The organism is Aestuariimicrobium sp. Y1814 (assembly GCF_050113895.1).
Taxonomy (GTDB): domain Bacteria; phylum Actinomycetota; class Actinomycetes; order Propionibacteriales; family Propionibacteriaceae; genus Aestuariimicrobium.
The window spans coordinates 241,322-266,837 of record NZ_JBNJRW010000002.1 but is presented as its reverse complement, the minus strand read 5'-3'; the positions used below and the strand labels follow the sequence as shown (position 1 = coordinate 266,837).

The window sequence follows — 25,516 nt, the reverse complement described above, 5'->3', positions numbered from 1 at the left end:
GGAAATCGAGGCTCATCCCTGCGACGGAGTCCCGGGGGTGATCAGACCGGCCTCGTAGGCGAAGACGACCGCCTGCACCCGGTCGCGCAGGTGGAGTTTGGTGAGCAGGTTGCTGACGTGGGTCTTGACGGTGGCCTCGCCGACCCACAGCTCGGCGGCGATCTCGGCGTTGCTGAGGCCGCGCCCGAGCAGGCCCAGCACCTCGTGCTCGCGCTCGGTCAGCAGGTCGAGCTGGGCGGCTCGGGTCGGGTCGGCCTGCTGCCCGCTCGACCTTTCGGACGAGTCGGTCCTGCCCTGGGCCATCTCGGCGATCACCCGCATGGTGACCTCGGGGCTGAGCAGGGCATGCCCATGGCCCACCGCCCGGACGGCCTCGACCAGCACCGACGGGTCGGCGTTCTTCAGCAGGAACCCGGCGGCGCCGGCGCGCAGTCCGTCGAAGAGGTAGTCGTCCCGGTCGAAGGTGGTGACGATGATGACCTTCGACTCACTCTGGGCGACGATGCGTTCGGTAGCGGCGATGCCGTCGAGCACCGGCATCTGCACGTCCATCAGCACCACGTCGGGGTTCAGGGCGGCGACCTGGTCGATGGCCTCGGCGCCATTGGCGGCCTGGCCGACCACCTCGATGTCGTCCTCGACCGAGAGGATCATCGCGAAACCGGCGCGCATCATGGCCTGGTCGTCGACCAGGAGGATCCTCAGCGGGGGGCTCACCCGGCCAACCCTGCCACGTCGACGGGGTCAGCCTGGATGCTGTCGGCCCGTCGTGGCAGCCGGGCGCGGACCCGGTAGCCGCCGCCGGGTCGGGGGCCGAGTTCGACCTCACCGCCCAGGGAGCCCACCCGTTCCCGGATGCCGGTCTGGCCGAAGCCGGACCCCGAGGTGTTCGGGCGGGGGCTGCCGTCGTCGGTGACCTCGACCTCTGCCACCTCGGCACCCAACCGGACAACGACCCGCGCGGAGCGGGCGGTGGAGTGGCGCCGGACGTTGGCCAGTGACTCCTGGATCGTCCGGTAGATCGTCAGCGCCACCGGGAGCGACACCTGCTCGACGTCGACCCCGTCGGTCTCGACCAGGTCGTAGTGGACGCTGAAGCCGGGGGTGCGGTTGGCCTCGACCAGCGCCGGCACCTCGGCGAGGGTGGGTTCGGGGTCACGTGAGGGCGAGGCCTGCGTCCGCTGGTCGCGCGGTGAGCGCAGGGTGCCCAGCAGCCCGCGCATCTGGGTGACCGCGTCACGACTGGACTGCTCGACATTGGCCAGGGCGGTGCCGGCCAGTTCAGGGTCGCGACTCATCACGGTGCGCGCGGCCGCAGCCTGCACCCCCATCACCGAAATGTGGTGGGCGACCACGTCGTGCAGTTCGCGGGCCAGGCGAAGGCGTTCCTCGAGCACGGCATGCTCGGCGATCTCGACGGTCTGGCGGCGGATGGTCTCGGCCTGGCTGATCGCCTCGGCGTGGTCGCGGGCCTGCCGCCAGGCGACCTGGCCCATCAGCACCGCGGCGACCAGGTAGATGAAGTTCGACAGGGTCATCGCGATGATGACGCCCACGTTTTGGCTGAACAGGCCGTTGGCCTCGGTGTAGAACTCGGCGTAGGTGTCGAGCACTCGGCCCACGACGAACAACCAGGCCAGCCAGACCGTCAGCCCCAGCGTCAGGCCGACTGCGGTGAGCACCGCCGCCTTGCGGTCGCGCGACCAGGCAACACCGCTGTAGACCCCCAGGAAGGGCAGCAGCTGGTAGACCAGCGTGTAGGCCACCTCGGGCACGTAGTTGCTGGTGAGGAAGAAGTGGGCCGAGAGCAGCACCATGACCACCAGTGGGTGGCGCCGCCGGAACATCAGCAGCAGGCAGGCGCTGGCCAGCACCAGGGACCGCACCCAGGGGTCGTGGACGCCTTCGGGTTCCCCGGCGTAGGACAGCAGCGACTCGATGTTCAGCCAGCCGAGGCTGAAGGACAGCACGACCAGCAGCAGGTCGCCGCGCCCGATCGGCGGACGGGGACGCTGCCAGGTCTCGTCCCAGCTCAACCACTGGCGCACTCGTTGCAGCATGCTCACGCCCCGATCCTAGGCAGGCGGCTCGGGGCTCCGCCTCCGTCCCACGACGGAACACCCGGGCCCGCATCGGTCATCCGGCCGCGTGGGCCACCGCGGCGGTAGTCTGGCAGGCGGACGACCGCATCGAGAGTCTGGTTGCGACTTCTGAAAGGCCCCGCCCATGGGACAACCGCCCTACCCGCAAGGCCCCACGCCCCCCTGGCGCCCGGGCCAGGCAGCCGGTCCCGGTCGACCCCAGGGCCCGGGCCCCGGCGCCCCGAAGGGAGGATGGCCGCAGCCTCCGCGGTTCCCGAACCCGCCCTACCCCGGCCCCGGCCCGCGGGGCCCGGTCGGTCCACCACCCGGACAGGTACCCGGACAGCCACCCGGGCAGCCGGGCCGTGGGCCCGTCCCCCCGAACCAGCCCGGCCCGAACCAGCCCATCCCGAACCAGCCCGGCCGTCCCCCGATGGGCCTCCCGCAGCAGCCTCCCGCGGGCCAACCCTCAGGACCCGCTCCCCAACCCTCCGGTCCGGGCGGCCCCGCCCAGCCGCCCGCCTCGGCGAACCCGCTGGAGACGGTGGTGATGGGCCGAAAGCCTGCCCCCGGCACCAGCCCCGGCAGCGCCGCACCGGCCCCTGCGCAGCCGCCGGGCACCAGCCCCCAGCGCCCACCGCGCACCTTCAACCCCGCCCCCGGGGTCACCGTCACCATCGGCCGCGACCCGACCAGCACCATCGTCCTCGACGACCCCCTGGTCTCGCGCCGGCACGCGATGCTGATGCGGCAGGGGCCTAACTTCCTCGTCCGCAATGCCCACGCCCGCAACGGCACCCAGGTCAATGGCCACGACGTCCAGCAGGCCGAACTCACCCCGGGTGACCGGTTGACGGTCGGGCGCACCAGCTTCGCCAACAGCGGCGGGGTGCTGGTCGAGCTGACCGACCACGACACCGCGCTGATCGCCCAGAACATCAGCTTCGTTCTCAAAGACGGCAAGGTACTGATGGACGGGGTCTCGTTCACGGCCCCCGGTGGCAGCCTGGTCGCGGTCGTCGGGCCGTCCGGTGCCGGCAAGTCGACCCTGCTCAAGGCCTTGACCGGCGCCCAGCCGGCCACCGCCGGACGAGTGCTGTACTCGGGCCACGACCTTTACCAGAACTACGAACAGCTGCGCACCAGGCTCGGGGTCGTCCCGCAGGACGACGTCGTCCACCGTGACCTGACCGTGCGCAAGTCGCTCGGCTACGCCGCCGAGCTGCGGCTGCCCGCCGACTACGACAAGCCGGCGCGTGACCGCGAGGTCGACAAGGTCATCCACGAGCTGGGGCTCACCCCCCACGCCGACACGCTGGTGAAGAAGCTGTCCGGTGGGCAGCGCAAGCGCACCTCGGTCGCCATGGAGTTGATCACCCAGCCCACGCTGCTGCTGCTTGACGAACCGACCTCGGGCCTGGACCCGAGCCTCGACCGTGACGTGATGGAACTGCTGCGCCAGCAGGCCAGCGGCGACCGCACCGTCTTCGTGATCACCCACTCGGTGGCCAACCTGGACGAATGCGACTACGTCATGGTGCTGGCCCCGGGCGGCAAGCTCGCCTACTACGGCCCACCCAGCGGGGTGGCGCAGCGCTTCGGCACCGACGACTACGCCGACATCTTCGACTACATCAAGGCCGACCCCAACCGGTGGCAGGCCCTCGAACGGCAGGCCCAGCTGGCCTCGGGCCAGGCCGCCCAGCAGGTGCAGCGGCAGGGTCCGCCCCCGCAGCTGCCCCGCCCGCGGCCCCCGAAGACCGACCGGCAGTTCAGCACCCTGGTGCGGCGCCAGCTGGCCATCATCATCAGCGACAAGTCATACGCGGCGCTGAGCCTGTTCATGCCGATCGTGCTGGGCATGGCGGCCTGGGTGATCCCCGGCGACCAGGGCTTCGGGTCGGGGCAACCGTCCAGCGAACCGGGGCAGTTGCTGCTCGTGCTGGTCATGTGCGGTGCGTTGATCGGCATGGTCAGCACCGTGCGCGAACTGATCGCCGAAAGACCGATCCACCTGCGGGAGAGAGCCGTCGGCGTCCAACCGCTGATCTACCTGTGCTCCAAGGTGACGGTGCTGACGGCGATGTCGCTGGTCCAGGCGATCCTGCTGGTGTCGGTGGTGCTGCTGAACAAGGACGGCCCCAGCGACGGCGCCCTGTTCGGGGGTGCCTTCGAGCTGATCTGGATGGTCTTCCTGATGACGCTGGCCACCGGCATGATGGGCCTGTTGTTCTCGGCCCTGGTCACCTCCCAGGAGCAGACCATGCCGGTGCTCGCGGTGAGCGTGATCGTCCAGCTGTTGATGTGCGGCGGGTTGATCGACATCACCGGACGCCAACCGCTCGACTTCATCTCGCACCTGGTGCCGGGACGATGGGCCTTCGGGATGGGCGCCAACACCATCGACTACAAGGCCCTCAACCCGTCGGCCCCCGACGACTGGATGTGGGACCACGACGGCGGCATCTGGTTCATCTCGGGTGTGGCGCTGCTGGTCTTCTGCGCCGCCATGTTCTGGGGCACCCTCAAGCTGCTGGAACGCCAGAAGGCCCAGTGAGGCCGGCCGCTACTTCGTCAGCCAGCGCTTGACGGTGGCGATGCGGTGGTCGACCTGGTCGGTGGTGGCCCGCCCCAGGGGTGGGCCGCCGCACTCACGGCGCAGGTCGGCGTGCACATGGCTGTGCGGCCGACCCGAGACCCGGGCGTACTGGCTGACCAGCGAGTTCAGCTCCTTGCGGCGCGATTCCAGCGCCCGGTGCAGGCTGACCTGTTCGGGCACCTTGTCGCGGCGTTCCTGCTTCTTCGCCCGGGCCAGGTGGCGACGCTGCCGTTCGGCCAGCAGCGTGCTGATCTGGTCGCTCTCGAGCAGGCCGGGCAGGCCGAGGTAGTCGCGCTCCTCCTCACTGGAGGGTTCGGCGACCATCCCGAACTGCTGGGCATCGAACAGCACGTGGTCGAAGGCGGCGTTCGAGGCCAGGGGTTCGAACGAGCCGAGCAGTTCGTCCGGGGTGTCGCGGGCGCGGTTGGCCTCCTCCAGCAGTGCCTCCGACTCGTCCCACAGGCCGCCCTCGTCATGCTTCGGACGACCGAGCACGTGGTCGCGCTGGCGTTCCAGCAGGGTGGCGTGGGCGAGGATGATCGGGACGGTCGGCAGGAAGATGGTGGCGACCTCTCCGCGGCGGCGGGCGCGGACGAATCGTCCGACGGCCTGGGCGAAGAACAGCGGCGTCGAGGTGCCGGTGGCGTAGACACCCACCGCCAGCCGCGGCACGTCCACCCCTTCGGAGACCATGCGCACCGCGATCATCCAGCGCTGGTCGCCGGCGGCGAACTCCTCGATCTTCTTGCTCGAGCCGGGGGTGTCGGACAGCACCACCGTCGGCTTCTCACCGGTGATCTCGGCCAGGATGCGGGCGTAGGCGCGGGCGGTGGTCTGGTTGGTGGCGATCACCAGCCCGCCAGCGTCGCCCACATGGCGACGCACCTCGTTCAGCCGCACATCGGCGGCCTTGAGCACCGACTGGATCCACTCCCCCTTGGGGTCGAGGGCGGTGCGCCAGGCATTCGAGGTGAGGTCCTTGGTCAACGCCTCGGAAAGGTTCGCCTCGACCTCGTCGCCGGCCTTGGTACGCCAGCGCATCGGGCCGCCGTAGTTCATGAACAACACCGGGCGGACGACATGGTCGCGCAGCGCGTCGGCGTAGCCGTAGGTGTAGTCGGCGTGGGACTTCTTCGACCCGTCGCGCTGCTCGTCGTAGGTGACGAACGGGATCGGGTTCTCGTCGCTGCGGAACGGGGTACCGGTCAGCATCAGCCGGTGCTTGGCCAGGGTGAAGGCCTGCTTGATCGCATCACCCCAGGCCAGCGCGTCACCGGCGTGGTGCACCTCGTCGAGGATGACCAGGGTGCGGAAGTTGGAGCAGCGGGCCTCGTAGCTGAACACATTGGCCGCCACCCCGGCATAGGTGACCGCCACCCCGTCGAACTCGCGGCTGCGGCCCTTGCGGCTGGCTCCCCCACCCAGCCCGGGGTCGAGCCGGATGCCGGCCCGCCCGGCCGCCTCGGCCCACTGCACCTTCAGGTGCTCGGTCGGGCAGACCACGATGACCCGGTTCACCCGGCCCCGGCGCAGCAGCTCGGCGGCCACCCGCAGCGCGAAGGTCGTCTTCCCGGCGCCGGGCGTGGCGACCGCGAGGTAGTTCTTGGGCAGCCGCTCGAGGTAGTTCTGCAGGGCCTCGGCCTGCCAGGCACGCAGCGACTGGGCCGTGCCCCACGGCGCACGGCCCGGGAAGGCCGGCGAGAGGTGGTCGAAATCCTTGGGCAGCGTCGGCTGCTCGTCCGCCCCTGCCGCTGGGTGCACCCGACCCACGGACGCGGCTTCGGGCTCCTCGGAGCCCGGCTGGGGGAAGGCAGTCATGGACCCCCGAGGCTAGCCGAACCGGGCACCCCGACACGCCGGGGACCAGTCCCCGGTGGCCGGAAGAACGGTGGGTCAGGTGGCCCGGCCGCGGCGGAAACGCTGCTTGAGGGTCACGTCGGGAATCGGCGGCGCCGCCAACCACTTCGTGGACCCCTGGTAGCCCTTCACCCGGCCGAACCGGTCGTCGGGGGCCTCGTTCCACTCCTGTCGGTAGCGGACGATGTCGTCGTGGGTGCGGCCGATGAAGTTCCACCACATCACGATGCCCTCGTCGAACGGTTCACCCCCCAGCAGCATCAGCCGGGCCGGCTTGTCGGTGGGGTTGTGCAGGCGAAGGTGGTCGAGTCCCGCGTCGCGGACCCCCAGGGCGGAGTTGTCCAGGCGCACCCCGTCGAAGTCGACCATGCCGGTGTCGACCAGCACCCCGTGTTCCATGGCCGCATCGACCGGCGCCTCCCAGGTGGTGCCCGGGGCGATGGTCACCTCGGCACCCATCAGCGGGGTTTCGGTGTGGATCGGGGAGGAGGCCGCCCCGAGGCTGCCGACCAGCATGCGTGCCGTGACCCCGGGGTGGTCGTCCCAGACATCGGGGGCGTGGTGCTGGAACTCGCGGGTCAGGTCGGCCTGTTCCTGCGGCAGCACCACCCACAACTGCACCCCGTGCAGGGACGCCCGTGACTTGGTCGACACCTCGGAATGGGCGATGCCGTAGCCCGAGGTCATCAGGTTCACCTCACCGGGGCGCACCATCGCGTGCACGTCACCGGAGTCACGGTGCTCGATCTCCCCGCTGAACAACCAGCTCACCGTCTGCAGGCCGGTGTGGGGGTGCGGTGGCACGTCCATGCACATGCCCTCTTCGGGGCCGTAGTGGTCGATGAAGCACCAGGCGCCCACGAAGGAGCGCTTCAGGTTCGGCAGTGTGCGCCGCACCTTCATCGCGTCGGGGCCACCCAGCGGCACCTCTTTCGGCGGGTACGACTCCACCCCCACGCAGTGCTCGGGGCCCTCGTGGACGACCAGCTGCGGGTTGGCCTCGGTGTTGCTCATGGCCGCACGCCTAGCTCTGGTAGGTGCGCGGCTTGCCGAGCTTGGTGCCCAGTTCCACGTCGTCGGGCCCCGAGCCGGAGCGCTCGTCGCGGTTGAGGGCGCTGACGGCGGCCATGGCCGCGTCGTCCAGTTCGAAGTCGGTGACCGCGAAGTTCTGCTCCATGCGTTCGCGATGGGTCGACTTCGGGATGATGATCTCGCCGCGCTGCAGGTGCCAGCGCAGCACCACCTGCGAGGTGGGGCGCCCGACCCGCTCGGCGACCTCGACCAGCGCCGGGTCCTCGAGCAGCCGGCCACGGGCCAGCGGCGACCAGGCCTGGGTGACGATGCCGTGCTCGGCGTGGAAGGCGCGCAGCTCGTCATTGGTGAAGTAGGGGTTGACCTCGACCTGGTTGACCGCCGGGGTGACGCCGGTGGCGTCGATGGCTGCCTGCAGGTGCTCCTGCTTGAAGTTCGAGACACCGATCTCACGGACTCGTCCGGTGGCCTGCAACTCGACCAGCGTCGCCCAGGTGGCCACGTAGTCGGTGGTGCGGGGCAGCGGCCAGTGGATCAGGTAGAGGTCGAGCACGTCCAGGCCCAGGGCCTCCATCGAGCGGTCGAAGGCGGCCTTCGCCTCGGCGGGCTCGTGGTAGGGGTTGTCGAGCTTGGTGGTGACGAACAACTCGTCACGGTTGATGCCGCTGGCCTTGATGGCGGCGCCGACCTCGGCCTCATTGCCGTACATCGCGGCAGTGTCGAGGTGGCGGTAGCCCACCTCCAGCGCGGTCTCCACGGTCTGCTGGGCGGTGTCGGGGGTGACCTTGTAGGTTCCGAAGCCGATGCGCGGCATCACGGTGCCGGCACGCAGGGTGATCGTTTCGTCCATGCCCAAACGCTACAGGCTTGCTTGCGGGGGGTGACCCCCTGCACCCCCACGGGGAGTTGCTGCCTCGTGGGTCTTGCTCCCGTGGCCACCGCCCCTCGTGCTTGCTTGCGGGGGGTGACCCCCTGAACCCCCACGGGTAGTTGCCCTCGCCCCTCGTCCGAGTTCGCGCAGGTTTCGTCACGGACCCTGCCAGGCACGATTCGGGGCAGGCACCTGCGCATCCGCGGTCTCCGGGAGCAGCCAGCGCCCACCCCCGCACACCCAGCTCCCGTACGCTGCACGGCGTACCGTGGGGCACATGGGGCACCCGCAGATGTTCGAGGACGACGACCCGGTGCTCGCGCGCGTCCGTGCGATCTGCCTGACACTGCCCGGTGCGGACGAGAAGGTCAGCCACGGTCGTCCGGCGTTCTTCACCAAGAAGGTCTTCTGCTACTACGGCGGATCACTCAAGGTCGACGGCGACTGGGTCGCCCACGAGACCTCGATCATGGTCATGCCCGACCCCGAGGACGCCGAGGCCCTGGCCCAGGACCCACGCGCCTACATCCCGGCCTACCTAGGCCCCTCCGGGTGGCTCGGCATCGACTTGGACGGCCCCGTCGACTGGGACGAAGTGGCTGAGCTCGTCGAAAGCTCCTACCGCCAAACGGCTCCGACAAGGGCAATCGCCGAGCTCGACAAGAATTTTGGATGAACGGACAAGTTTCTTCGCTGGAAGGGAATAGTCCCGCCGGAGGGCTGGTTACACTTTCCATAGAGCTTGAATCTTCAACCAAACTCAGGAGCATCCCATGACCGGTCTGTCCACCATCAACGGCACCTTCACCCTCGACCCCTCCCACTCCCGCCTAGGCTTCGTCACCCGCCACGCAATGGTGACCAAGGTCCGCGGCGCGTTCAATGACATCGAGGGCACCGCCACCGGCGACGGCCAGAACCCCGCCGAGGCCTCGGTGAAGGTTGTCGCCCAGGCCGCCTCCTTCAACACCGGCAACGAGACCCGCGACGACCACGTCCGCAGCGCCGACTTCCTCGACGTCGAGAAGTACCCGACCGTCACCTTCGAGTCGACCAAGGTTGAGGTCGTCGACGACAACACCCTGAGCATCACGGGCGACCTCACCATCAAGGACGTCACGAAGCCGGTGACCATCCCCTTCGAGTTCAACGGCCAGGCCCAGGACCCGTTCGGCAACACCCGCATCGGCTTCGAAGGCAAGTCCAAGATCAGCCGCAAGGACTGGGGCCTGACCTGGAACGCCGCCCTGGAGACCGGTGGCGTGCTGGTCAGCGACGACATCACCCTGGAGATTGAGATCTCGGCCATCAAGGCCTCCTGATCCAGGACTCCCTGCAGCAACGCAACTCCGCACCCGGGCAATCACCTGATTGCCCGGGTGTTCTGCTGCACCCACGCGCTCACCCCTAAGCTGGGCTGCATGTCTGCTCAACAACTGGTCGGCGTCATCGGACGAGGGGTCTTTCCCGCTGGTCACCTCGTGATCAGCGCGGACGACCTCGGCTTCACCCGCGGGGACGGCTGCTTCGACGCCACCCGCGTGGTCACTCGCGCTGGTGGCAGTTCCACCGTCGAGAACCTGGACGCCCACTTCGACCGCTTCGACGCCTCGATCGTCGGTGTCGGTGGCGACCCCATCAACCGCGACGCCTGGCGCGAGACGATCGATCAGGCCCTGTCGCAGTGGACCTCACCCGGCGAAGCTGTCCTGAAGATCATGTACAGCAACGGGCAGGAGACCCAGACGCTGGGCGCCGGGGCCGATCGTCCGACCGAGGTCTTCACGCTGACCCAGATGAGTGCCGGCAACATCGCCGACCGCGCCGGGGTCGAGGTGATCACCCTCAACCGCGGCATGTCCAGCACTGCCTTCGCCGACGCGCCGTGGCTGCTCGGCGGGGTCAAGTCGCTCGCCTACGCCGTCAACATCGCGGCCAAGCGCGAGGCCCACCGGCGCGGCGCCGGTGACGTGCTGTTCACCAGCAGCGACGGCTATGTCCTGGAGGCCCCCACCTCGGCACTGGTCGCCCTCATCGACGGGGTGCTGGTCACCACGCCCATCGAGGGCACCGGCATCCTCAACTCAATCACCCAGCGGATGGTCTTCGCCGCCGCCGAGGCCGAGGGCTACACCACCGACCAGCTACTGATGACCCCGGCACAGGTCATCGACGGTGACGGCGCCTGGTTCCTCAGCTCGGTGCGCGGGGTGGTGCCGATCCTCAGCCTGGACGGCACCGCGCTGCCCCTGCATAGCGACCTCACCGAGCGCCTGCGCCGCTGGGCCCGCTTCACCGACTGACCGATCTGACCGATCCTGCGAACCGAGACCCCGATGGAACTCCACGCCACCCGCATCGAACCCGGACGAGTGATCCACACCGCCCAGGCGCTCATCGATGCGGTCGCCGACGTGCCCCGACTGCCCCAGCGCGGCGGCAACGAGATGGCGACCGACTTCAGCCGCCACCCGGCCGGCGCGGTGAACACGCTGCTGGCCGCCCAGCGGCAGGGGGCCACCGGAGTGCACGCCGGCGCCGTCGGCACGGGCCCCAATGGGGACCTGATCCGCCACGCGCTGTCCGAGGCCGGCATCAGTGTCGCCGGTGACCCGGTGCCCGACGTCGACTCCGGCATCTGCTTCGTCATGGTCGAGCCGGGTGGCCAGCGCACCTTCGTCACCACCCTGGGCGCCGAGCGCGACCTGGACCTGTCAATGCTGCAGGCCAGCAACCCGCGGCCCGGTGACGTGGTCTGCGTCAGCGGCTACAGCCTGGTCGTCGAGTCGACCCGGGTGCCGCTGCTGACCTGGCTGTCGCTGCTGCCCGACGGGGTCGGGGTGGTCCTCGACCCGGGTGCCGCCTTCGAAACCCTGGCCGAGGACGTGCACGACACCATGCTGGCCCTGACCACGGTCTGGACCGGGAACATGGAGGAGACCCGGGCCCTGACCGGCGAAACCGACCTCGCCCGGGCCGCCGAACGGGCCGAGGACTTCCTGCCCACCGGCACCGTCGCCATCGTCCGCGACGGCGACCGGGGCTGCGCCGTGCACTACGACGACCGCACCGAGGTCGTGCCCGGCTTCCCACAGACCCCGGTCGACACCAACGGCGCCGGCGACTGCCACACCGGTGCGCTGGTCGCGGCCCGGCAGGCCGGTGCCAGCTGGCCGGAGGCCTGCCGCCGGGCCAACGCGGCCGCGGCGATCAAGGTCACGCGACGTGGCCCCGACACCGCCCCGACCGCCGCCGAGGTCGACGAGTTCCTGGCCGCCTTCACCGGCTGACCAGCTGGACACACGCAGAACTTCCCGGGGCGCAGGTTCTGCAGCCCGGGAACCGCCCCGGCACCTGCAGAACTTGCGCAGGTGCACGGTGTGCAGGTCCACGGAGTCGGCCGCGCTGGCCCCACGGTCTGACCCGGCCCCCGGGAGTCAGGCCCGCGGGCCGAGGCCCGCAGCCCCACCCCGCCCCTGGCCTCGAGGACAGCGTACGGATCCCCGAGCTCACCAGGCTGCTGAAGTCCCACGGCGTGACCGTGCTCGATGAACGGTCGGTCGTCCTGGCCGTGGTCGGCCACTCCCACGGCGGGCATCTCAGCCTACCGCTGGTCGGCTGCCTGCGCGCGCCGAACCGGGACTGGTCGCACACCTACTGCTCGGGGCTCTACGAGGTGGGCGACAGCCACTTGTGGGTCGACTCCGGCATCGGCTGGTCGGTGAGCGAGGTCCGCTTCGGGGTGCAGGCCCAGGTCACTGCGATCACACTGGTGGGGCCGTGACGTCGAAACCCACCTCGAACCCGCGCAGGCAGTACCCGGCGACCAGGTCGTCCCACTCGACCCGCGGTTCGCTCAGCACCACCGGCTGCTCGACCAGCAGGCGCTGCAACAGCACATCGGTCTCCAGCATCGCCAGGGGCTGGCCGGGGCAGCGGTGCGCACCATCACTGAAGCTCAGCCCGGCGGCGTGCACCCCGCGCGCCATCGTCCGGCCCGGGCACAGCTGACCGGGCTCGGGTCCCACCGCGGCCGGGTCGAGGTTGGCCGAGCCCACGTCGAGGTCGAGCAGGTCACCGGGTGCGAACCGCCACGTCTGCCCGGCGTCGGCCACCTCCAGCGGCTGCTGCACGCGGCGGTACAGATGGCCGACCACGGGCTCGAGGCGGATGACCTCCTCCAGCAGGGCCAGCCGCTGCGACTGGTCACCGCCGAGGTAGCGGCGCAGCAGGGTGGGGTCACTGGTCAGGTGCCACAACGCCATGGCGATGAACTCGCGGGTAGTGACCATGCCCGCGGTGCCATAGGTGAGGCATTCGACCAGGATGTCGGCGGTGGTGTAGCCCTCGTCGAGCAGGTGGCTGATCACGTCGGTGCGGCGTTCCCGCCGCCTCGCCCGGATCGCAGGGCGCACGTCGGCCAGGTGGAACCGGGCGATCGGGCCCAGCCCATTGACCGCGGCCATCGCCCACTGCCGCCGGGTCCGGCCCAGGTCGGGCTGGGTGATGTCGAAGGGCGGCTGGTTGAAGAACTTCACCAGGCGCCCGGCCAGACCCTCGATCGACGACTCGGTCAGCCCGACCACCTGCCGGGTTACCTCGACCGAGTACAGCAGCGCGATCTCGTCGACCCGGCAACGTCCTCGTCCGACCGCATCGGTGACCAACGCGTCTGCTGCATCGTCCATCACCTGCCCATAGCGCTCCCTCACGACCGCGGGCGCGAAGTAGCGGCCCACCTTGCGGCGCTGCTCGTCGTGCTGGGGACCGTCGGAGAACAGGATCGGGTGGTGCTTGAGGAAGCCGGTCGGCACGTGCTCGCTGGTGAACCCGGCCTGGCTGGTCGCCCCGCGGGCGGTGAGCACCTGCCGGGCAACCGCGTGCGAGCGAATGCGCCAGATGCCGGGCTGGCGCTCCACGGGGGGCTCGGGCGCGGGGGGCCCGGGCGCGGCAGGCACTCTGACCGCGCGACGTCGGCTGGGTTCCGCGCTCATCGCGTCTCCTCGGGGTGGGTGACCCCCACCCTAGCCAGCTTTCCCGACAGTTCGGACGAGCGACCTCGCCGGTGGCTAGACTCGCGACGCCGCACCCACGTCGGCCACCCAGGAGGAGCAGTGATGGACCAGTGGCAGTACCTGATCTTGTTGGGGGCCTGCGTGCTGGTCACCATCCCGCTCGAGGTGGTGCTCGGGGCCAGGGTCTGGCGTTCCCCGCGCCGACTGGTGCTGTCGATGATCCCGATGCTGGTGGTCTTCGGCGTGTGGGACGTGCTGGGCATCGTGCGCGGGCACTGGTGGTACGAGCCCCGCTACATGTCGGGCATCCACCTCGGCCCGCTCCCCCTGGAGGAACTGCTGTTCTTCATCGTCATCCCCATCTGTGGGCTGCTGACCTATGAGGCGGTGGGCCGGGTGTTCGCGCTGGCCCGGGGACGAGGACGATTCGGCTTCACCTGGGCCGAGGGTCTGGTGCGGCAGGGCGGTGGGGCCGATGCCTGAGTACACCGTGTTGACGATCCTCGGCCTGGTCGCCATCGTCGCCCTGGAACTCGGGTGGGCACGCACCGGCATCTTCACCTCGGCGCGCTACTGGACCGCGATGGGCATCGTCTTCTTCTTCCAGATCTGGGTCGATGGCTGGCTGACCAAGCTCTCGGCGCCCATCGTGATCTACCACCCCGACCAGTTCAGCGGCATCCGCTTCCCCTGGGACATTCCGATTGAGGACTTCGGCTTCGGTTTCGCGATGCTCACGCTGACCATGATCTGCTGGATCAAACTCGCCCCGAAGGCCGCCGATGCGTGACCTTGCCAGCGCCTTCGACCGCGGTGCCGACCGCTATGACCTGCTGGTCTCGCTGAACCCCGGCTACCACGCCCACCTGCACTCGGCCGCCGACGAGCTGGCCCGTCGCAGCGGCCCGGCCGATGCCGGGCTGCGGCTGCTCGACCTGGCCTGCGGTTCCGGTGCCTCGACCCGGGCCCTGCTCGACCAGTCACCGGCCGGCACCACGATCACCGGCATCGACCTGTCCGAGGGGATGCTCGCCCGGGCCCGGGCCAAGACCTGGCCACCCGGCACCACCTTCCGGCAGGGCCGGGTCGGCGGGCTGGACCTGGCGGCACTGGGCCGCGGCAGCTGGCAGGGCGTCTTCGCCAGCTACCTGTTCCGCAACGTGCCGGCCGACGAGCGCACCACCGCCCTGGTCGAGGTGCACGACCTGCTCGCCCCCGGCGGGTGGCTGGTCACCCAGGAGTACTCGGTGGCCGGCAATCGCCGTGCCCGTGCCGTCTGGGACGCGGTCAGTCTCGGCGTGATCCTGCCGCTGGGCACCGTCGTCGACCGCAACCCGGGGCTCTACCGCTACCTGTGGCGCAGCGTGCGTGACTTCGACACCACCCCCGCCTTCATGGGCCGCCTCGCCGAGGCCGGCTTCACCGAGATCGCCTGCCGCACCGTGCCCGGGTGGCAACGCGGAATCCTGCACACCTTCGTCGCCCGGAAGGCCCCCGCATGACCAGCAGCCCAGCCCACCTTCCCGGTCGTGACCGCCGCGCCGTGCGCCACCCCGCGGCACCCGGGCGCTACCGCGACACCGGCGACCACCACGTCGCGGTCATCGGTGGTGGCATCGCCGGCATCGCGGCGGCCACCGTGCTCGCCGAGCGGGGGGTGCGGGTCACCCTGCTCGAGGCGGGCGAGCGGCTCGGCGGGCGGGTCGCCGCCTGGCCGCTCGACGGGGGCCGGACGATGAGTCGCGGTTTCCACGCCTTCTTCCGCCAGTACTACAACCTGCGCTCGCTGCTGCGGCGCACCGACCCCGGGCTGGGCCGGCTCGTGCCGGTGGAGGACTACCCCCTGCAGCGGCCCGACGGCATGCGCGATTCGTTCTCGTCCATTCCGCTGACCCCGCCGTGGAGCATCCTCGGCTTCGTCGCCCAGAGCCCCACCTTCACCCCCGGTTCGCTGGCCCGGGTCGACCTGCGCTCGGCCCTGCAACTGGTGCGGGTGCGCTTTCCCGAGACCTACCAGGACTACGACGGCGAGTCCGCCGCGGCCTTCCTCGACCGGCTGCGCTTCCCCGCCGCGGCGCGCGACCTGGCCCTGGAGGTCTTTGCCCGCTCCTTCTTCGCCGACCCGACGGAGTTCGCGGCCGGTGAGCTGGTGGCGATGTTCCACACCTACTTCCTCGGCTCGGCCGAGGGCCTGGTCTTCGACGTGCCCGACGATGACTACGACACGGCGCTGTGGGAGCCCCTGGGCGAGTACCTGCGCGAGCTGGGCGTCGACGTGCGCACCTCCACCCGGGTCGAGGCGCTGGCGGTGGGCCCCGACCAGGTCACCCTGACGATCGCCGACGAGCAGTTGGCCGCCGATGCCGCCGTGCTGGCCGTCGACCCGCGCGCCGCTCGTCTGCTGGCCGACACCACCACGTCAGAAGAACTGGACGAGTGGCGCGCTGCGGTGGCCGGCACCGACAACGCCCCACCCTTCGCGGTCGTCCGGCTCTGGTACGACGGCCCGGTCAACCCCGACCGACCGGCCTTCATCGGCACCAGCGGCTATGGCGCGCTCGACAACGTCTCGGTGCTGGAACGCTTCGAGGCCGGTGCTGCCGCCTGGTCGCACGCGCACGGTGGCTCGGTGGTCGAACTGCACGCCTATGCCTGCGAGCCCGACGTTCTGGGTGACCCGGCAGCCACCCAGGCCCTGGTCGAGGGCCTGGAGCAGCAGCTGCAGCGGCTCTACCCCGAGACCGCCGGGCTGGGGGTACGGCACCGCGAGGTACTGGTGCGCGACGACTGCGCGCTGATCGGGCCCACCGGCTGGGCCACTCGTCCCAGCGTCACCAGCCCCTCGCCCCGGCTGGTGCTCGCCGGCGACTGGGTGCGCTGCGACTACCCCGTCGCACTGATGGAGCGCGCCGCTACCACCGGCTACCTGGCGGCGAACGCCCTGCTGGCGCAGTACGGCGTGAGCGGCCAGGACATCTGGACGGTGCCGATGACCGGTCTGCTCAGGCGTGAGCGCCGTCGTCCTCGACGGGCCAGGACTCCGGGCCGACGCTGAGCTCGCTGGCCATCTCTTCGACGAAACGAATCACGACCTCGCGCTCGGCCGGTGTCATCCGGGCCGCGACCTCGAAGCGCTTGGCATGCTGGCGACCCACCGTCTCCATCGCGGAGCGGTGGGTGCGCGGGGTGATCCGGATCACCAGCGCGCGCCGGTCGGAGGGGTGCGGCTCGCGGGTGACGTGACCGGCCTGGGCCAGTCGGTCGAGCAGCTTGGTGGTCGAGGCGGTCGAGATGCCCAGATGGGCCGCGATGGCGCTCGGGGTGGCCAGTTCCCCTCGGTTTGCGCTGACGATCAGGAAGTGGAGCGCGCGCATGTCAGTCTTGTTGAGCTTCATGTATTTGGTCGAGGCCTCACTGAGTTCGTCCTCGGCGCGGCGCAGCCCACTCAGGGCGCGCATGAGGCGATTGATCTGCTCGATGTCCTGGGCGCTGAGCGAGGAGCGGTCGATCAGGATGCTGTCAGGGTCGCTGGACTCCACGTGGTAGACGCTGTCGGGCGTCTTCTCGGAGTTCTCCTCGGCTGACATGCGAAGAGACTATCAGTACTGCTAGATTCAAGCTACGCTAGTTGCTAGCCAATCTACTTACTTTGGGAGGGGTCATGCAGGAAGTCGTGATTCTGGTCGGGCCGGACGGCGCGGACGCCGGAACGGCGCCCAAGTCGACGGTGCACACCGACCGCACCCCGCTGCACCGAGCCTTCTCCTGCTATGTCTTCAACGAAGAGGGGCAGGTGCTGATCACCCGCCGAGCGCTGTCGAAGCTCACCTGGCCCGGCGTCTGGACCAACAGCGTGTGCGGCCACCCCGCCCCCGGCGAGACCGCGGCCCGTGCCATCCAGCGACGAATGCGACTCGAGCTGGGTGCCGGGGTGGCCGGGGTGGAGGCGGTGCTGCCCGACTTCCGCTACCAGGCCGTCGATGCCAGCGGCGTGATGGAGAACGAGGTCTGCCCCGTCCACATCGCGCACCTGCTCGGCACCCTGGCCCCCCACCCGGGCGAGGTGGCCGAGTGGGCCTGGGTCGACCCCGGCCAGCTGGTCACCGCCGTGGCTGCCACGCCCATGGTCTTCAGCCCATGGGTGCAGCTCCAGGTTCCCCAGCTGGTGGCGGCCGGGTTGCTGCCGGGGGTGGGGTCATGAACGCCCTGCCCCACGACCAGTGGGACTGGCACCGCGACGAGGTCGAGCAGCAACTCACCGAGTTCTTCGAGGCCGGGGGTGAGCGGGTCGGCGCCTACGGGCCCGCCTTCCAGCGCCTGTGGAGCCTGGCCGCCCAGACCGTGACCGGCGGCAAGCTCGTCCGCCCCCTGCTGCTGATCGACGCCTGGCACGCGCTGGCCCCCGCCCGGCCCCGGCGGGAACTGCAGGTCGTGTTGGACCTGGCCGTGGCCCTGGAACTGCTGCACTACGCCTTCCTGCTGCACGACGACGTCATCGACGGGGACGTGCTGCGCCGCGGCCGGCCCAACCTGATCGGTGCCCTGCGGGGCGAGGCGTCCGCCGCCGAGGAGGCCGCCGCGCACTGGGCGCACAGCGGCGGAATCCTGATGGGCGACCTCCTCCTGTCGTCCGCCCACCAGGTCTTCGCGCGCGCCGACCTGCCCCGCGACCAGCACCTGCAGCTGCTCGACCTGCTCGACCACACCATCACCGAATCGGTGGCCGGCGAGCTGGTCGACGTCGGCCTGGCCGATGGGGTGATCGCCCCGGAACTGTCGACCATCCTCGCGATGACCAGCCACAAGACCGCCACCTACACCTTCGAACTGCCACTGCGGATGGCGGCCGTGCTGGCCGGCAGCCGACCGGGCATCGAGGGCCGACTGGGCGCCGTCGGGCGCCACCTGGGCCTGGCCTTCCAACTGCAGGACGACCTGCTCTCCGCCTTCGGGGACCCCCGCTGCCACGGCAAGGACCGCTGGTCGGACCTGCGCGAGGGCAAGCAGACCGCGATCATCGCCCACGCCCGTCGCACCGCGGCCTGGCCCGACATCGAGGACCTGCTGGGCAGACCGGGAATGTCGCTGGACCAGGCCCGCCAGGTGTCCGAGATGCTGGTCGAGTGCGGCTCGAAGACCTTTGTGGAGCAACTGGTCGAGGGACAACTCCAAGCGGCCCAGGCCCTGGTCAGCGCCGGTGAGCAGGAGCTTCCCCCAGCGATGCGCCGGTGCCTGCTTGGCCTGCTGGAGCAGTTGCGGGGTCGCCAGTCGTGACCGGAACCGCCCTTGACCTCTACACCCGCGCCGCCCAGCAGGCCGCCGACCAGGTCATCACTGCCTACTCGACCTCATTCGGCACCGCCACCCGGCTGCTCGGGCCCCGCCATCGCCAGCACATCCGCAACATCTACGCCCTGGTCCGTGTCGCCGACGAACTCGTCGACGGGGTGGCAAGCGAGGCCGGGCTCACCCACCGGCAGCAGACGGCTGCGCTCGAGGCCCTGGTCGCTGAAGTGCACCGGGCCATCGCCTGCGGGTACAGCTGCGACCTCATCGTCCACGCCTTCGCCCACAGCGCTCGCCTGGCGGGGTTCGGGGCCGAGCTCGTCGACCCCTTCTTCGAGTCCATGCGCGCCGACCTGGACGTCGGGCAGGACAGCCGGACCACGACCTTCACACCGCATGACCATGACAGCTACGTCTACGGCTCGGCAGAAGTGGTCGGGCTGATGTGCCTGAGGGTCTACCTGCGCGACGAACAGCGCACTGCGGACGAGCTGGTCGTGCTCGAGCATGGGGCGCGCCAACTCGGTGCGGCTTTCCAGGACATCAACTTCCTGCGCGACCTGGCCGACGACACCGACCGCCTCGGCCGGGCCTACCTGAGTGAGGAGCCGCGGCTGACCACCGCAGGGCGTGACTCCTGCCTGGCCCGCATTCGGCGGCAACTGGCCGACGCCGAGGCTGCGCTGCCGCTGCTGCCCAGGGACGCCCGAGCCGCCGTACGCAGCGCCGCGGCCCTGTTCTCCGCACTCGCGGACCGGATCGCCGTGACCGATGTCGACGACCTCTACCGACGCCGGGTGCGAGTGCCGGACCCGATCAAGGCCGGCCTGGTCCTGCGTTCTGTGACCCGCACCTGGCAGGAGCGACGCTGATGGCGCGCATCACGGTGATCGGGGCCGGGGTGGCGGGTCTGGCGACCGCCGCACTGCTGGCCAGGGAAGGCCACGAGGTCCGCATCCTCGAGCGTCTCGACGAGGTCGGTGGCCGGGCCGGCACGCTCGAACGCGAGGGCTTCCGCTTTGACCTCGGCCCCTCCTGGTACCTGTTACCGCAAGTCTTCGACCACTACTTCGAACTTCTGGGGACCAGCACCCACGAACAGCTGGACCTCACCCTGCTGGATCCGGCCTATGCGGTGTTCACCGAACCACGCACCGGGACCGCCGAGCCGCCGTTCACCGTACCTGCCGGCCGCCAGCAGGTGGAATCAGTGTTCGAAGGTCGCGAAGCCGGCGCGGGTGCCCGCCTGCGCCGCCACCTCGACTCGGCAGTGGACACCACCGAGATGGCGCTTCGCTTCTTCCTCTACAACCCGTTCACCCGCTACTCCACCTTGCTGCACCGGGATGTGCTGCGGTCATTGCCCACCCTGGCCGGGCTGCTCGGCCGTTCGCTCCACAGCCACGTCGGCCGCCGTTTCACCGACCCGCTGCTGCGCCAGGTGCTCGGCTACCCTGCCGTCTTCCTCGGCACCAGCCCGAAAATGGCGCCTGCCATCTACCACCTGATGAGTGCCCTCGACCTCGGCGACGGCGTGCAGTACCCGCGCGGCGGCTTCTGGGAAATCGTGCAACGCCTGGGCGACCTGGCCCAGCAGCAGGGTGTCCGCATCACCACCGGCGCCGAGGTGCTGGCGATCACCACCGAACCGCGTTCCAGCGGCGCAGGCCTGCCGTGGCCGAGGCGAACTCGCAGTCGCGTGAGCGGCATCACCTGGCGTGACGCCGAGGGCACCACCCATCACGAGTCAGCAGACCTGGTCGTCTCTGCCGCAGACCTGCACCACACCGAGACCCAGTTGCTGCTGCCTGCCGACCGGTCCTACCCGCAGCGTTGGTGGGACCGGCGCACCAGCGGTCCCGGGGCGGTGCTGGTGTTGCTGGGTGTGCGCGGCGAGCTGCCGCAGCTGCCGCACCACTCCCTGTTCTTCACCCGCGACTGGGATGCGAACTTCGCCGCGATCTTCGACGGCGACGGCCCGCCGCCCGACCCGACCTCGATCTACGTCTGCAAGCCCAGCCAGACCGACCCCGAGGTCGCTCCCGCGGGTCACGAGAACCTTTTCGTCCTCGTGCCGGTGGCCGCTGACCCCGGTCTGGGCGCCGGCGGCCCCGAGGGCACCGGCTCGGCGCAGGTGGAACGCATCGCCGATGCCGCGATCGAGCAGGTCGCTGCCTGGGCCGACGTGCCCGACCTGGCCGAGCGGATCGTGGTGCGCCAGACGATCGGACCCGGTGACTTCGTGCAGCGCTACCACTCCTGGCGGGGTGGCATGCTCGGGCCCGCCCACACCCTGGGGCAAAGTGCCATGTTCCGAGTCGGCAACTCCTCACCCCGGGTGAGCGGGCTCTACTATGCGGGCGGCACCACGTCGCCCGGGGTGGGCGTACCCATGTGCCTGATCAGTGCCGAACTGGTCCTCAAACGCATCCGGGGCGACCATTCGGCCGGCCCCCTTCCCGACACCGACCCCCTGAGGAAAATTCCATGAGCGCACACACCCCCAGCCGCTGGTTGCGCATCCTGCTGCCAGCGGTACTGATCGTGGTCTGGTTGGTAGGTGCCGCCGTCGGTGGACCCTACTTCGGCCGCGTCGGTGAGGTCTCCTCCAATGAGCAGGCCAACTACCTGCCCAGTTCAGCCGATGCCACCAGGGTGCAGGAACTGCGGGCCGAGTTCAGTGACTCCGAATCGATCCCGGCCATCCTGGTCTTCACCTCCGAGACCCCGCTGACTGAGGACCAGATCGCAGCGATGAACAGCCAGGTCAGCGCCCTGACCTCGGTGACCGGGGTCGAACAGGGCTCCTCCCCCGCGATCCCGTCCGAGGACGGGTTGGCCCTGCAGGCTTTCGTGCCGCTTGACCCCGAGGCCGAGTTGGCCGATGTGGTCGACGAGGTGAGCCAGGTGCTGCGGGATGGCGCCCCAGAGGGGATCGAGGTGCACGTCACCGGCCCAGCCGGCTTCGCCGCCGACATCGGTGAAGCCTTCTCCGGCATCGATGGTCTGCTGCTGGCGGTGGCCCTCACCGCGGTGTTCATCATCCTGATCGTGGTCTACCGCTCGATCCTGCTGCCCATCGTCGTGCTGGCCACCAGCATGTTCGCCCTGTGCGTGGCGCTGCTGAGCGTGTGGTGGCTGGCCAAGGCCGACATCCTGCTGCTGAGCGGGCAGACCCAGGGCATCCTGTTCATCCTGGTGATCGGTGCGGCGACCGACTACTCCCTGCTCTACGTGGCCCGATTCCGGGAGGAACTACGCTCCACGAGGGACACCTGGGTGGCCACGCAGGCCGCGCTGAGGGGTTCCTTCGAGCCGATCATCGCCTCGGGCAGCACCGTCATCGCCGGCCTGCTCTGCCTGCTGCTGAGCGACCTGAAGTCGAACTCCACGCTGGGCCCGGTCGCCGCGATCGGCATCGTCTTCGCGATGCTCTCGGCGCTGACACTGTTGCCGGCGATGCTCTTCCTGCTCGGCCGGGTAGCCTTCTGGCCGCGTCGCCCCAAGTACGAGCCCGAACTCGCCGCCGCCGAGCAGGGCGTCCACGGCACCGGACTGTGGGCCTGGCTCGGAAAGAAGATCAGCACAGCTGCTCGTCCGATCTGGATCGTGACCGCCGTCGTCCTGGCGATCGGCGTCGTCGGCGCCACCCAGCTGAACGCCTCCGGGGTGCCGCAGTCCGACCTGGTGCTGGGCGAGTCGCAGGCCCGCGACGGGCAGGTGCTGCTCGGGCAGCACTTCCCCGGCGGCAGCGGCAGCCCGGCCATCGTGGTCGTGCCGCAGGAGAGGATGCAGGACGCCGCCGACATCCTGCTGGCGAGCTCCGGCGTCGACGGGGTCGGCATCGTCGCGGCCGACTCCCCCAGCGGCACCGCACCAGTGACCAGCGAGGGCATCCAGCCGCTCGGCCAGCCCGGCAGCCCCGCCCCCGACCCGACCGTGGTCGACGGGCTGGTCATGCTGCAGGCCACCCTGACCGATGCCGCCGACTCCGACGCGGCCGCCCAGACCGTGCGCGAGTTGCGCACCGAACTGGACGACGCGATTCCCGGGGCGCTGGTGGGCGGTGTCACGGCCACCTCGGTCGACACCAATGACGCCTCGGTGCACGACCGCAACCTGATCATCCCGGTGATCCTGCTGGTGATCATGGTGATCCTGGCGCTGCTGCTGCGTTCGCTGCTGGCCCCGCTGCTGCTGGTGGCGACCACGGTGCTGTCCTTCGGCACCGCCCTGGGTGTCGCGGCGCTGGTCTTCAACCACGTGCTCGACTTCCCCGGCGCCGACCCGGCCGTGCCGCTGTACAGCTTCGTCTTCCTGGTCGCGCTGGGCATCGACTACAACATCTTCCTGATGACCCGGGTGCGTGAGGAATCGCTGGAGCACGGCACCCGTCAGGGCATCATCCGCGGGCTGTCGATCACCGGTGGGGTGATCACCTCGGCCGGTCTGGTGCTGGCAGCGACCTTCGCGGCGCTGGCGGTGATCCCGATCCTGTTCCTGGCCCAGATCGCGTTCATCGTGTCCTTCGGGGTGCTGCTGGACACCTTCGTGGTGCGCTCACTGTTGGTGCCGGCACTGTCCCATGACATCGGACGAAGGATCTGGTGGCCGAGCAGGTTGTCCCGCGAATAGCCGGGTCAGACCTTCGCGCGCCGGGAGCTCAGCGTGGTCAGCGCGACGGTGGCGATCAGGATCAGCACCCCGAGCACCATGTGGATCATCGCGAAGTCACCCTCGCCGATGACGAACTGCACCAGCAGCAGGATCGGCAGCGACAGCGCGTGGAAGAAGGTGCCCAGGTTGGCCTTCGCCCGGCCGTAGCGGTGGGCCAGCACGGTGGCGATGATCGAGACCACGATTAGCAGGTAGGCGATGCCCTTGTGGGCGTCGCGCAGGCCGTGGTTGCCAACGGCGATCCCGATGCCGAGGCCGAGCATGACCAGCATCAGCACACTGGTCAGCGCCGAGGAGATGAACAGCGGCCTGCGCCGCTGCTCCACCAGGGTGGGGTCGACGTCAGGGGTCGTGGCGACGGTGGTTTCGGGTGCGTGGGTCATGCCCTCCATGGTAGTAGCGATACACACTGTCTCGAAAATCCGCACGAGTGGGCCGGGCGTCAGTCCTTCAGCGCGAACTCCCATCCGTCTAGCGGGGCGTAGGCAGCCGTTCCCGAGTAGTACGCGACGCCGACGCCACGCCGTGTTCGATGGTGAAGGCGTGCAGCGCACCGGTCGATCAATCGGTGACCAGGACCGTGCCGACGTTCCACACGGCGGCCCCGATGGCGGTGCCGATGAGGCCCTCGCCCCATACTTGTTTGGTTCGGACATGGTCCGACTCCCTTCTGTGGTTCCACCACACAAGGAGCCCGCGCACCGGCTGGTGACACGGACCCCCAACCCGGTGCGGGCGCGGTCTCGCTACGCTGGGCCCCACCGGTGACCCGAGTGTCAGGAGCAGCCGTGGACGAAGTCGTCATCTTCAGTGGATCAGCCCACCAGGAGTTCGCCGAGGAGGTCTGCGAGTTTCTCGACGTGCCGCTGTCACGTTCGGTGACCAGCCGGTTCAGCAATGACTGCATGCAGACCCAACTGCTGGCCAGCTGCCGCAAGAGCGACGTGTTCATCATCCAGCCACTGGTGCCGCCCACCCAGGAGCACCTGGTCGAGCTGTTGATGATGATCGACGCCGCCCGCGGGGCCTCGGCCGCCCAGATCACCGCGGTGATGCCGCACTTCGCCTACGCCCGGTCGGACAAGAAGGACCGCCCGCGCATCTCGATCGGTGGTCGGCTGGTGGCCGATATGTTGCACACCGCCGGGGCCAGCCGGGTGCTGACCATGAATCTGCACTCACCGCAGGTGCACGGCTTCTTCAGCTTTCCCGTCGACCACCTGACCGCGATCGGCGAGCTCGCCAACCATTTCCGCGGGCGCGACCTGTCCCGGCACGTGGTGGTCTCCCCCGACCTCGGCGCGGCCAAGCAGGCCAGCCAGTTCGCCCGGCTGCTGAACCTGCCGGTGGCAGCCGGCCAGAAGCAGCGGGTGGACGACGACAAGGTGGTGATCGACTCGATCGTCGGTGACGTGGCCGGCAAGCACGCCATCGTGCTGGACGACGAGATCGCCACGGGCGGCTCGATCCTGGAGATCCTGGAACGCCTGCAGGACTACGGTGCCGTCGACGCCGCAGTCACCACCACCCATGGGCTGTTCACCGGACAAGCCGTCGAACGGCTCAGCAACCACCCCTTCATCAGCGAGGTGGTGTGCGCCAACACGGTGCCCCGGCCCGAGAACTGGCCCGACCTGGTGACCCGCTCGGTGGCACCGCTGTTCGCCGATGCCATCCGCCGCATCCACGCCGGCAAGTCGGTCTCGAAGCTGTTCCGGGGGGTCGACCCCACCCACGCGCCCCCGGTCAACGACGGCCTGTTCTGAGCACAGCGAAACTACGGTCCGTCCAGTCAGACGGCCTCCTCACCGCGCGAGCCCATCCGTCGGGTTGACACCTACTGGTCAGCGATCACCCGGCAGGCTGCGCCGTCTGTCAGTTGTCACTGCAGCCTCACCACACGGCCCACCACTGAAAGCACGGCAATGGACGAACAGACCTTTCGCGACGTCACCACGGCAATCTTCGCTCGCTCACCTCATGGTGCCGGAGACGTGGGCGAATTCTCCCACTACACCGACGACGGCGTCCTCGCGCTCGCCTCCGATGAGGTCGGAAGTATCGGCTTCGGCCCAGAACAAGATCGCGTACCCTCGAA

At 69.7% G+C, this 25,516-nt stretch carries 24 protein-coding genes; 16 read left to right on the top strand and 8 right to left on the bottom strand.

Annotated elements, in window-relative coordinates:
• Nucleotides 1-12 precede the first annotated feature (12 nt).
• Nucleotides 13-705: a response regulator gene (locus ACQE3C_RS03525; protein WP_434537940.1), complete on the bottom strand. Its 693-nt coding sequence runs from the start codon at nt 703-705 to the stop codon at nt 13-15.
• A gap of 8 nt (nt 706-713) precedes the next feature.
• Nucleotides 714-2,060, bottom strand: a complete 1,347-nt coding sequence (locus ACQE3C_RS03520) for a sensor histidine kinase (RefSeq protein ID WP_434537939.1) — start codon at nt 2,058-2,060, stop codon at nt 714-716.
• A gap of 571 nt (nt 2,061-2,631) precedes the next feature.
• Here ACQE3C_RS03520 and ACQE3C_RS03515 point away from each other — a divergent pair.
• A complete protein-coding gene (locus ACQE3C_RS03515; protein ID WP_434537817.1) occupies nt 2,632-4,638 on the top strand; it encodes an ATP-binding cassette domain-containing protein in 2,007 nt (668 codons plus the stop codon).
• A gap of 9 nt (nt 4,639-4,647) precedes the next feature.
• On the opposite strand, the gene ACQE3C_RS03510 is transcribed toward ACQE3C_RS03515, so the two are convergent.
• From ACQE3C_RS03510 to ACQE3C_RS03500, 3 genes are all read right to left on the bottom strand, one after another.
• Nucleotides 4,648-6,498 (bottom strand): DEAD/DEAH box helicase, encoded by a 1,851-nt coding sequence (locus ACQE3C_RS03510; protein WP_434537816.1) that lies wholly within the window; start codon nt 6,496-6,498, stop codon nt 4,648-4,650.
• 75 nt (nt 6,499-6,573) lie between these two features.
• Nucleotides 6,574-7,551: a pirin family protein gene (locus tag ACQE3C_RS03505; RefSeq protein ID WP_434537815.1), complete on the bottom strand. Its 978-nt coding sequence runs from the start codon at nt 7,549-7,551 to the stop codon at nt 6,574-6,576.
• A gap of 10 nt (nt 7,552-7,561) precedes the next feature.
• Complete coding sequence (locus tag ACQE3C_RS03500; protein ID WP_434537814.1) at nt 7,562-8,419, bottom strand: aldo/keto reductase; 858 nt, start codon at nt 8,417-8,419, stop codon at nt 7,562-7,564.
• Between the two features lie 298 nt (nt 8,420-8,717).
• Here ACQE3C_RS03500 and ACQE3C_RS03495 point away from each other — a divergent pair, with 298 nt between their 5' ends.
• The 5 genes from ACQE3C_RS03495 to ACQE3C_RS03475 all read left to right on the top strand — a co-directional run bounded on the left by ACQE3C_RS03495 (nt 8,718) and on the right by ACQE3C_RS03475 (nt 12,224).
• On the top strand, nt 8,718-9,116 hold the full coding sequence (locus ACQE3C_RS03495; protein WP_434537813.1) for an MmcQ/YjbR family DNA-binding protein: 399 nt from the start codon (nt 8,718-8,720) through the stop codon (nt 9,114-9,116).
• Between the two features lie 97 nt (nt 9,117-9,213).
• Nucleotides 9,214-9,762 (top strand): YceI family protein, encoded by a 549-nt coding sequence (locus tag ACQE3C_RS03490; RefSeq protein ID WP_434537812.1) that lies wholly within the window; start codon nt 9,214-9,216, stop codon nt 9,760-9,762.
• Between the two features lie 99 nt (nt 9,763-9,861).
• A complete protein-coding gene (locus tag ACQE3C_RS03485) occupies nt 9,862-10,743 on the top strand; it encodes an aminodeoxychorismate lyase (protein ID WP_434537811.1) in 882 nt (293 codons plus the stop codon).
• 33 nt (nt 10,744-10,776) lie between these two features.
• Nucleotides 10,777-11,730, top strand: coding sequence for a PfkB family carbohydrate kinase (locus ACQE3C_RS03480; protein WP_434537810.1), 954 nt, complete (start codon nt 10,777-10,779; stop codon nt 11,728-11,730).
• Between the two features lie 245 nt (nt 11,731-11,975).
• Nucleotides 11,976-12,224, top strand: coding sequence for a hypothetical protein (locus ACQE3C_RS03475; RefSeq protein WP_434537809.1), 249 nt, complete (start codon nt 11,976-11,978; stop codon nt 12,222-12,224).
• Here ACQE3C_RS03475 and ACQE3C_RS03470 read toward each other — a convergent pair.
• The gene (locus tag ACQE3C_RS03470; RefSeq protein ID WP_434537808.1) at nt 12,205-13,359 is read right to left on the bottom strand and encodes a cytochrome P450; all 1,155 of its coding nucleotides are present in this window, start codon (nt 13,357-13,359) and stop codon (nt 12,205-12,207) included. The two genes, ACQE3C_RS03475 and ACQE3C_RS03470, sit on opposite strands and share 20 nt — an antisense overlap.
• Before the next feature lie 198 nt (nt 13,360-13,557).
• Here ACQE3C_RS03470 and ACQE3C_RS03465 point away from each other — a divergent pair, with 198 nt between their 5' ends.
• Genes ACQE3C_RS03465 through ACQE3C_RS03450 form a run of 4 tightly spaced genes read left to right on the top strand, consistent with a single transcriptional unit; the run spans nt 13,558 to nt 16,510 of the window.
• Entirely contained in the window at nt 13,558-13,938 is a 381-nt protein-coding gene (locus tag ACQE3C_RS03465; protein ID WP_434537807.1) for a lycopene cyclase domain-containing protein, read from the top strand.
• On the top strand, nt 13,931-14,245 hold the full coding sequence (locus ACQE3C_RS03460) for a lycopene cyclase domain-containing protein (RefSeq protein ID WP_434537806.1): 315 nt from the start codon (nt 13,931-13,933) through the stop codon (nt 14,243-14,245). The genes ACQE3C_RS03465 and ACQE3C_RS03460 overlap by 8 nt, the downstream gene beginning before the upstream one ends.
• Nucleotides 14,238-14,957, top strand: coding sequence for a class I SAM-dependent methyltransferase (locus ACQE3C_RS03455; protein WP_434537805.1), 720 nt, complete (start codon nt 14,238-14,240; stop codon nt 14,955-14,957). The genes ACQE3C_RS03460 and ACQE3C_RS03455 overlap by 8 nt, the downstream gene beginning before the upstream one ends.
• Nucleotides 14,954-16,510 (top strand): FAD-dependent oxidoreductase, encoded by a 1,557-nt coding sequence (locus ACQE3C_RS03450; RefSeq protein ID WP_434537804.1) that lies wholly within the window; start codon nt 14,954-14,956, stop codon nt 16,508-16,510. Before ACQE3C_RS03455 ends, ACQE3C_RS03450 begins: the two co-directional genes overlap by 4 nt.
• Here ACQE3C_RS03450 and ACQE3C_RS03445 read toward each other — a convergent pair.
• Nucleotides 16,458-17,042, bottom strand: a complete 585-nt coding sequence (locus tag ACQE3C_RS03445) for a MarR family winged helix-turn-helix transcriptional regulator (RefSeq protein ID WP_434537803.1) — start codon at nt 17,040-17,042, stop codon at nt 16,458-16,460. The genes ACQE3C_RS03450 and ACQE3C_RS03445 overlap by 53 nt on opposite strands.
• 74 nt (nt 17,043-17,116) lie before the next feature.
• On the opposite strand from ACQE3C_RS03445, the gene idi reads away from it, so the two are divergent.
• Genes idi through ACQE3C_RS03420 form a run of 5 tightly spaced genes read left to right on the top strand, consistent with a single transcriptional unit; the run spans nt 17,117 to nt 23,376 of the window.
• Nucleotides 17,117-17,656, top strand: a complete 540-nt coding sequence (gene idi, locus ACQE3C_RS03440) for an isopentenyl-diphosphate Delta-isomerase (protein WP_434537802.1) — start codon at nt 17,117-17,119, stop codon at nt 17,654-17,656.
• Complete coding sequence (locus ACQE3C_RS03435; RefSeq protein WP_434537801.1) at nt 17,653-18,729, top strand: polyprenyl synthetase family protein; 1,077 nt, start codon at nt 17,653-17,655, stop codon at nt 18,727-18,729. The genes idi and ACQE3C_RS03435 overlap by 4 nt, the downstream gene beginning before the upstream one ends.
• Nucleotides 18,726-19,613: a phytoene/squalene synthase family protein gene (locus ACQE3C_RS03430; protein ID WP_434537800.1), complete on the top strand. Its 888-nt coding sequence runs from the start codon at nt 18,726-18,728 to the stop codon at nt 19,611-19,613. Before ACQE3C_RS03435 ends, ACQE3C_RS03430 begins: the two co-directional genes overlap by 4 nt.
• Nucleotides 19,613-21,232 (top strand): phytoene desaturase family protein, encoded by a 1,620-nt coding sequence (gene crtI / locus ACQE3C_RS03425; protein WP_434537799.1) that lies wholly within the window; start codon nt 19,613-19,615, stop codon nt 21,230-21,232. The genes ACQE3C_RS03430 and crtI overlap by 1 nt, the downstream gene beginning before the upstream one ends.
• A complete protein-coding gene (locus tag ACQE3C_RS03420) occupies nt 21,229-23,376 on the top strand; it encodes an MMPL family transporter (RefSeq protein WP_434537798.1) in 2,148 nt (715 codons plus the stop codon). The genes crtI and ACQE3C_RS03420 overlap by 4 nt, the downstream gene beginning before the upstream one ends.
• A gap of 5 nt (nt 23,377-23,381) precedes the next feature.
• Here the strand turns inward: ACQE3C_RS03420 and ACQE3C_RS03415 are convergent, their stop codons facing one another.
• The gene (locus ACQE3C_RS03415; RefSeq protein WP_434537797.1) at nt 23,382-23,801 is read right to left on the bottom strand and encodes a hypothetical protein; all 420 of its coding nucleotides are present in this window, start codon (nt 23,799-23,801) and stop codon (nt 23,382-23,384) included.
• A 405-nt stretch (nt 23,802-24,206) separates the two neighbouring features.
• On the opposite strand from ACQE3C_RS03415, the gene ACQE3C_RS03410 reads away from it, so the two are divergent.
• Nucleotides 24,207-25,184: a ribose-phosphate diphosphokinase gene (locus tag ACQE3C_RS03410; RefSeq protein ID WP_434537796.1), complete on the top strand. Its 978-nt coding sequence runs from the start codon at nt 24,207-24,209 to the stop codon at nt 25,182-25,184.
• The last annotated feature ends 332 nt before the right edge of the window (nt 25,185-25,516 follow it).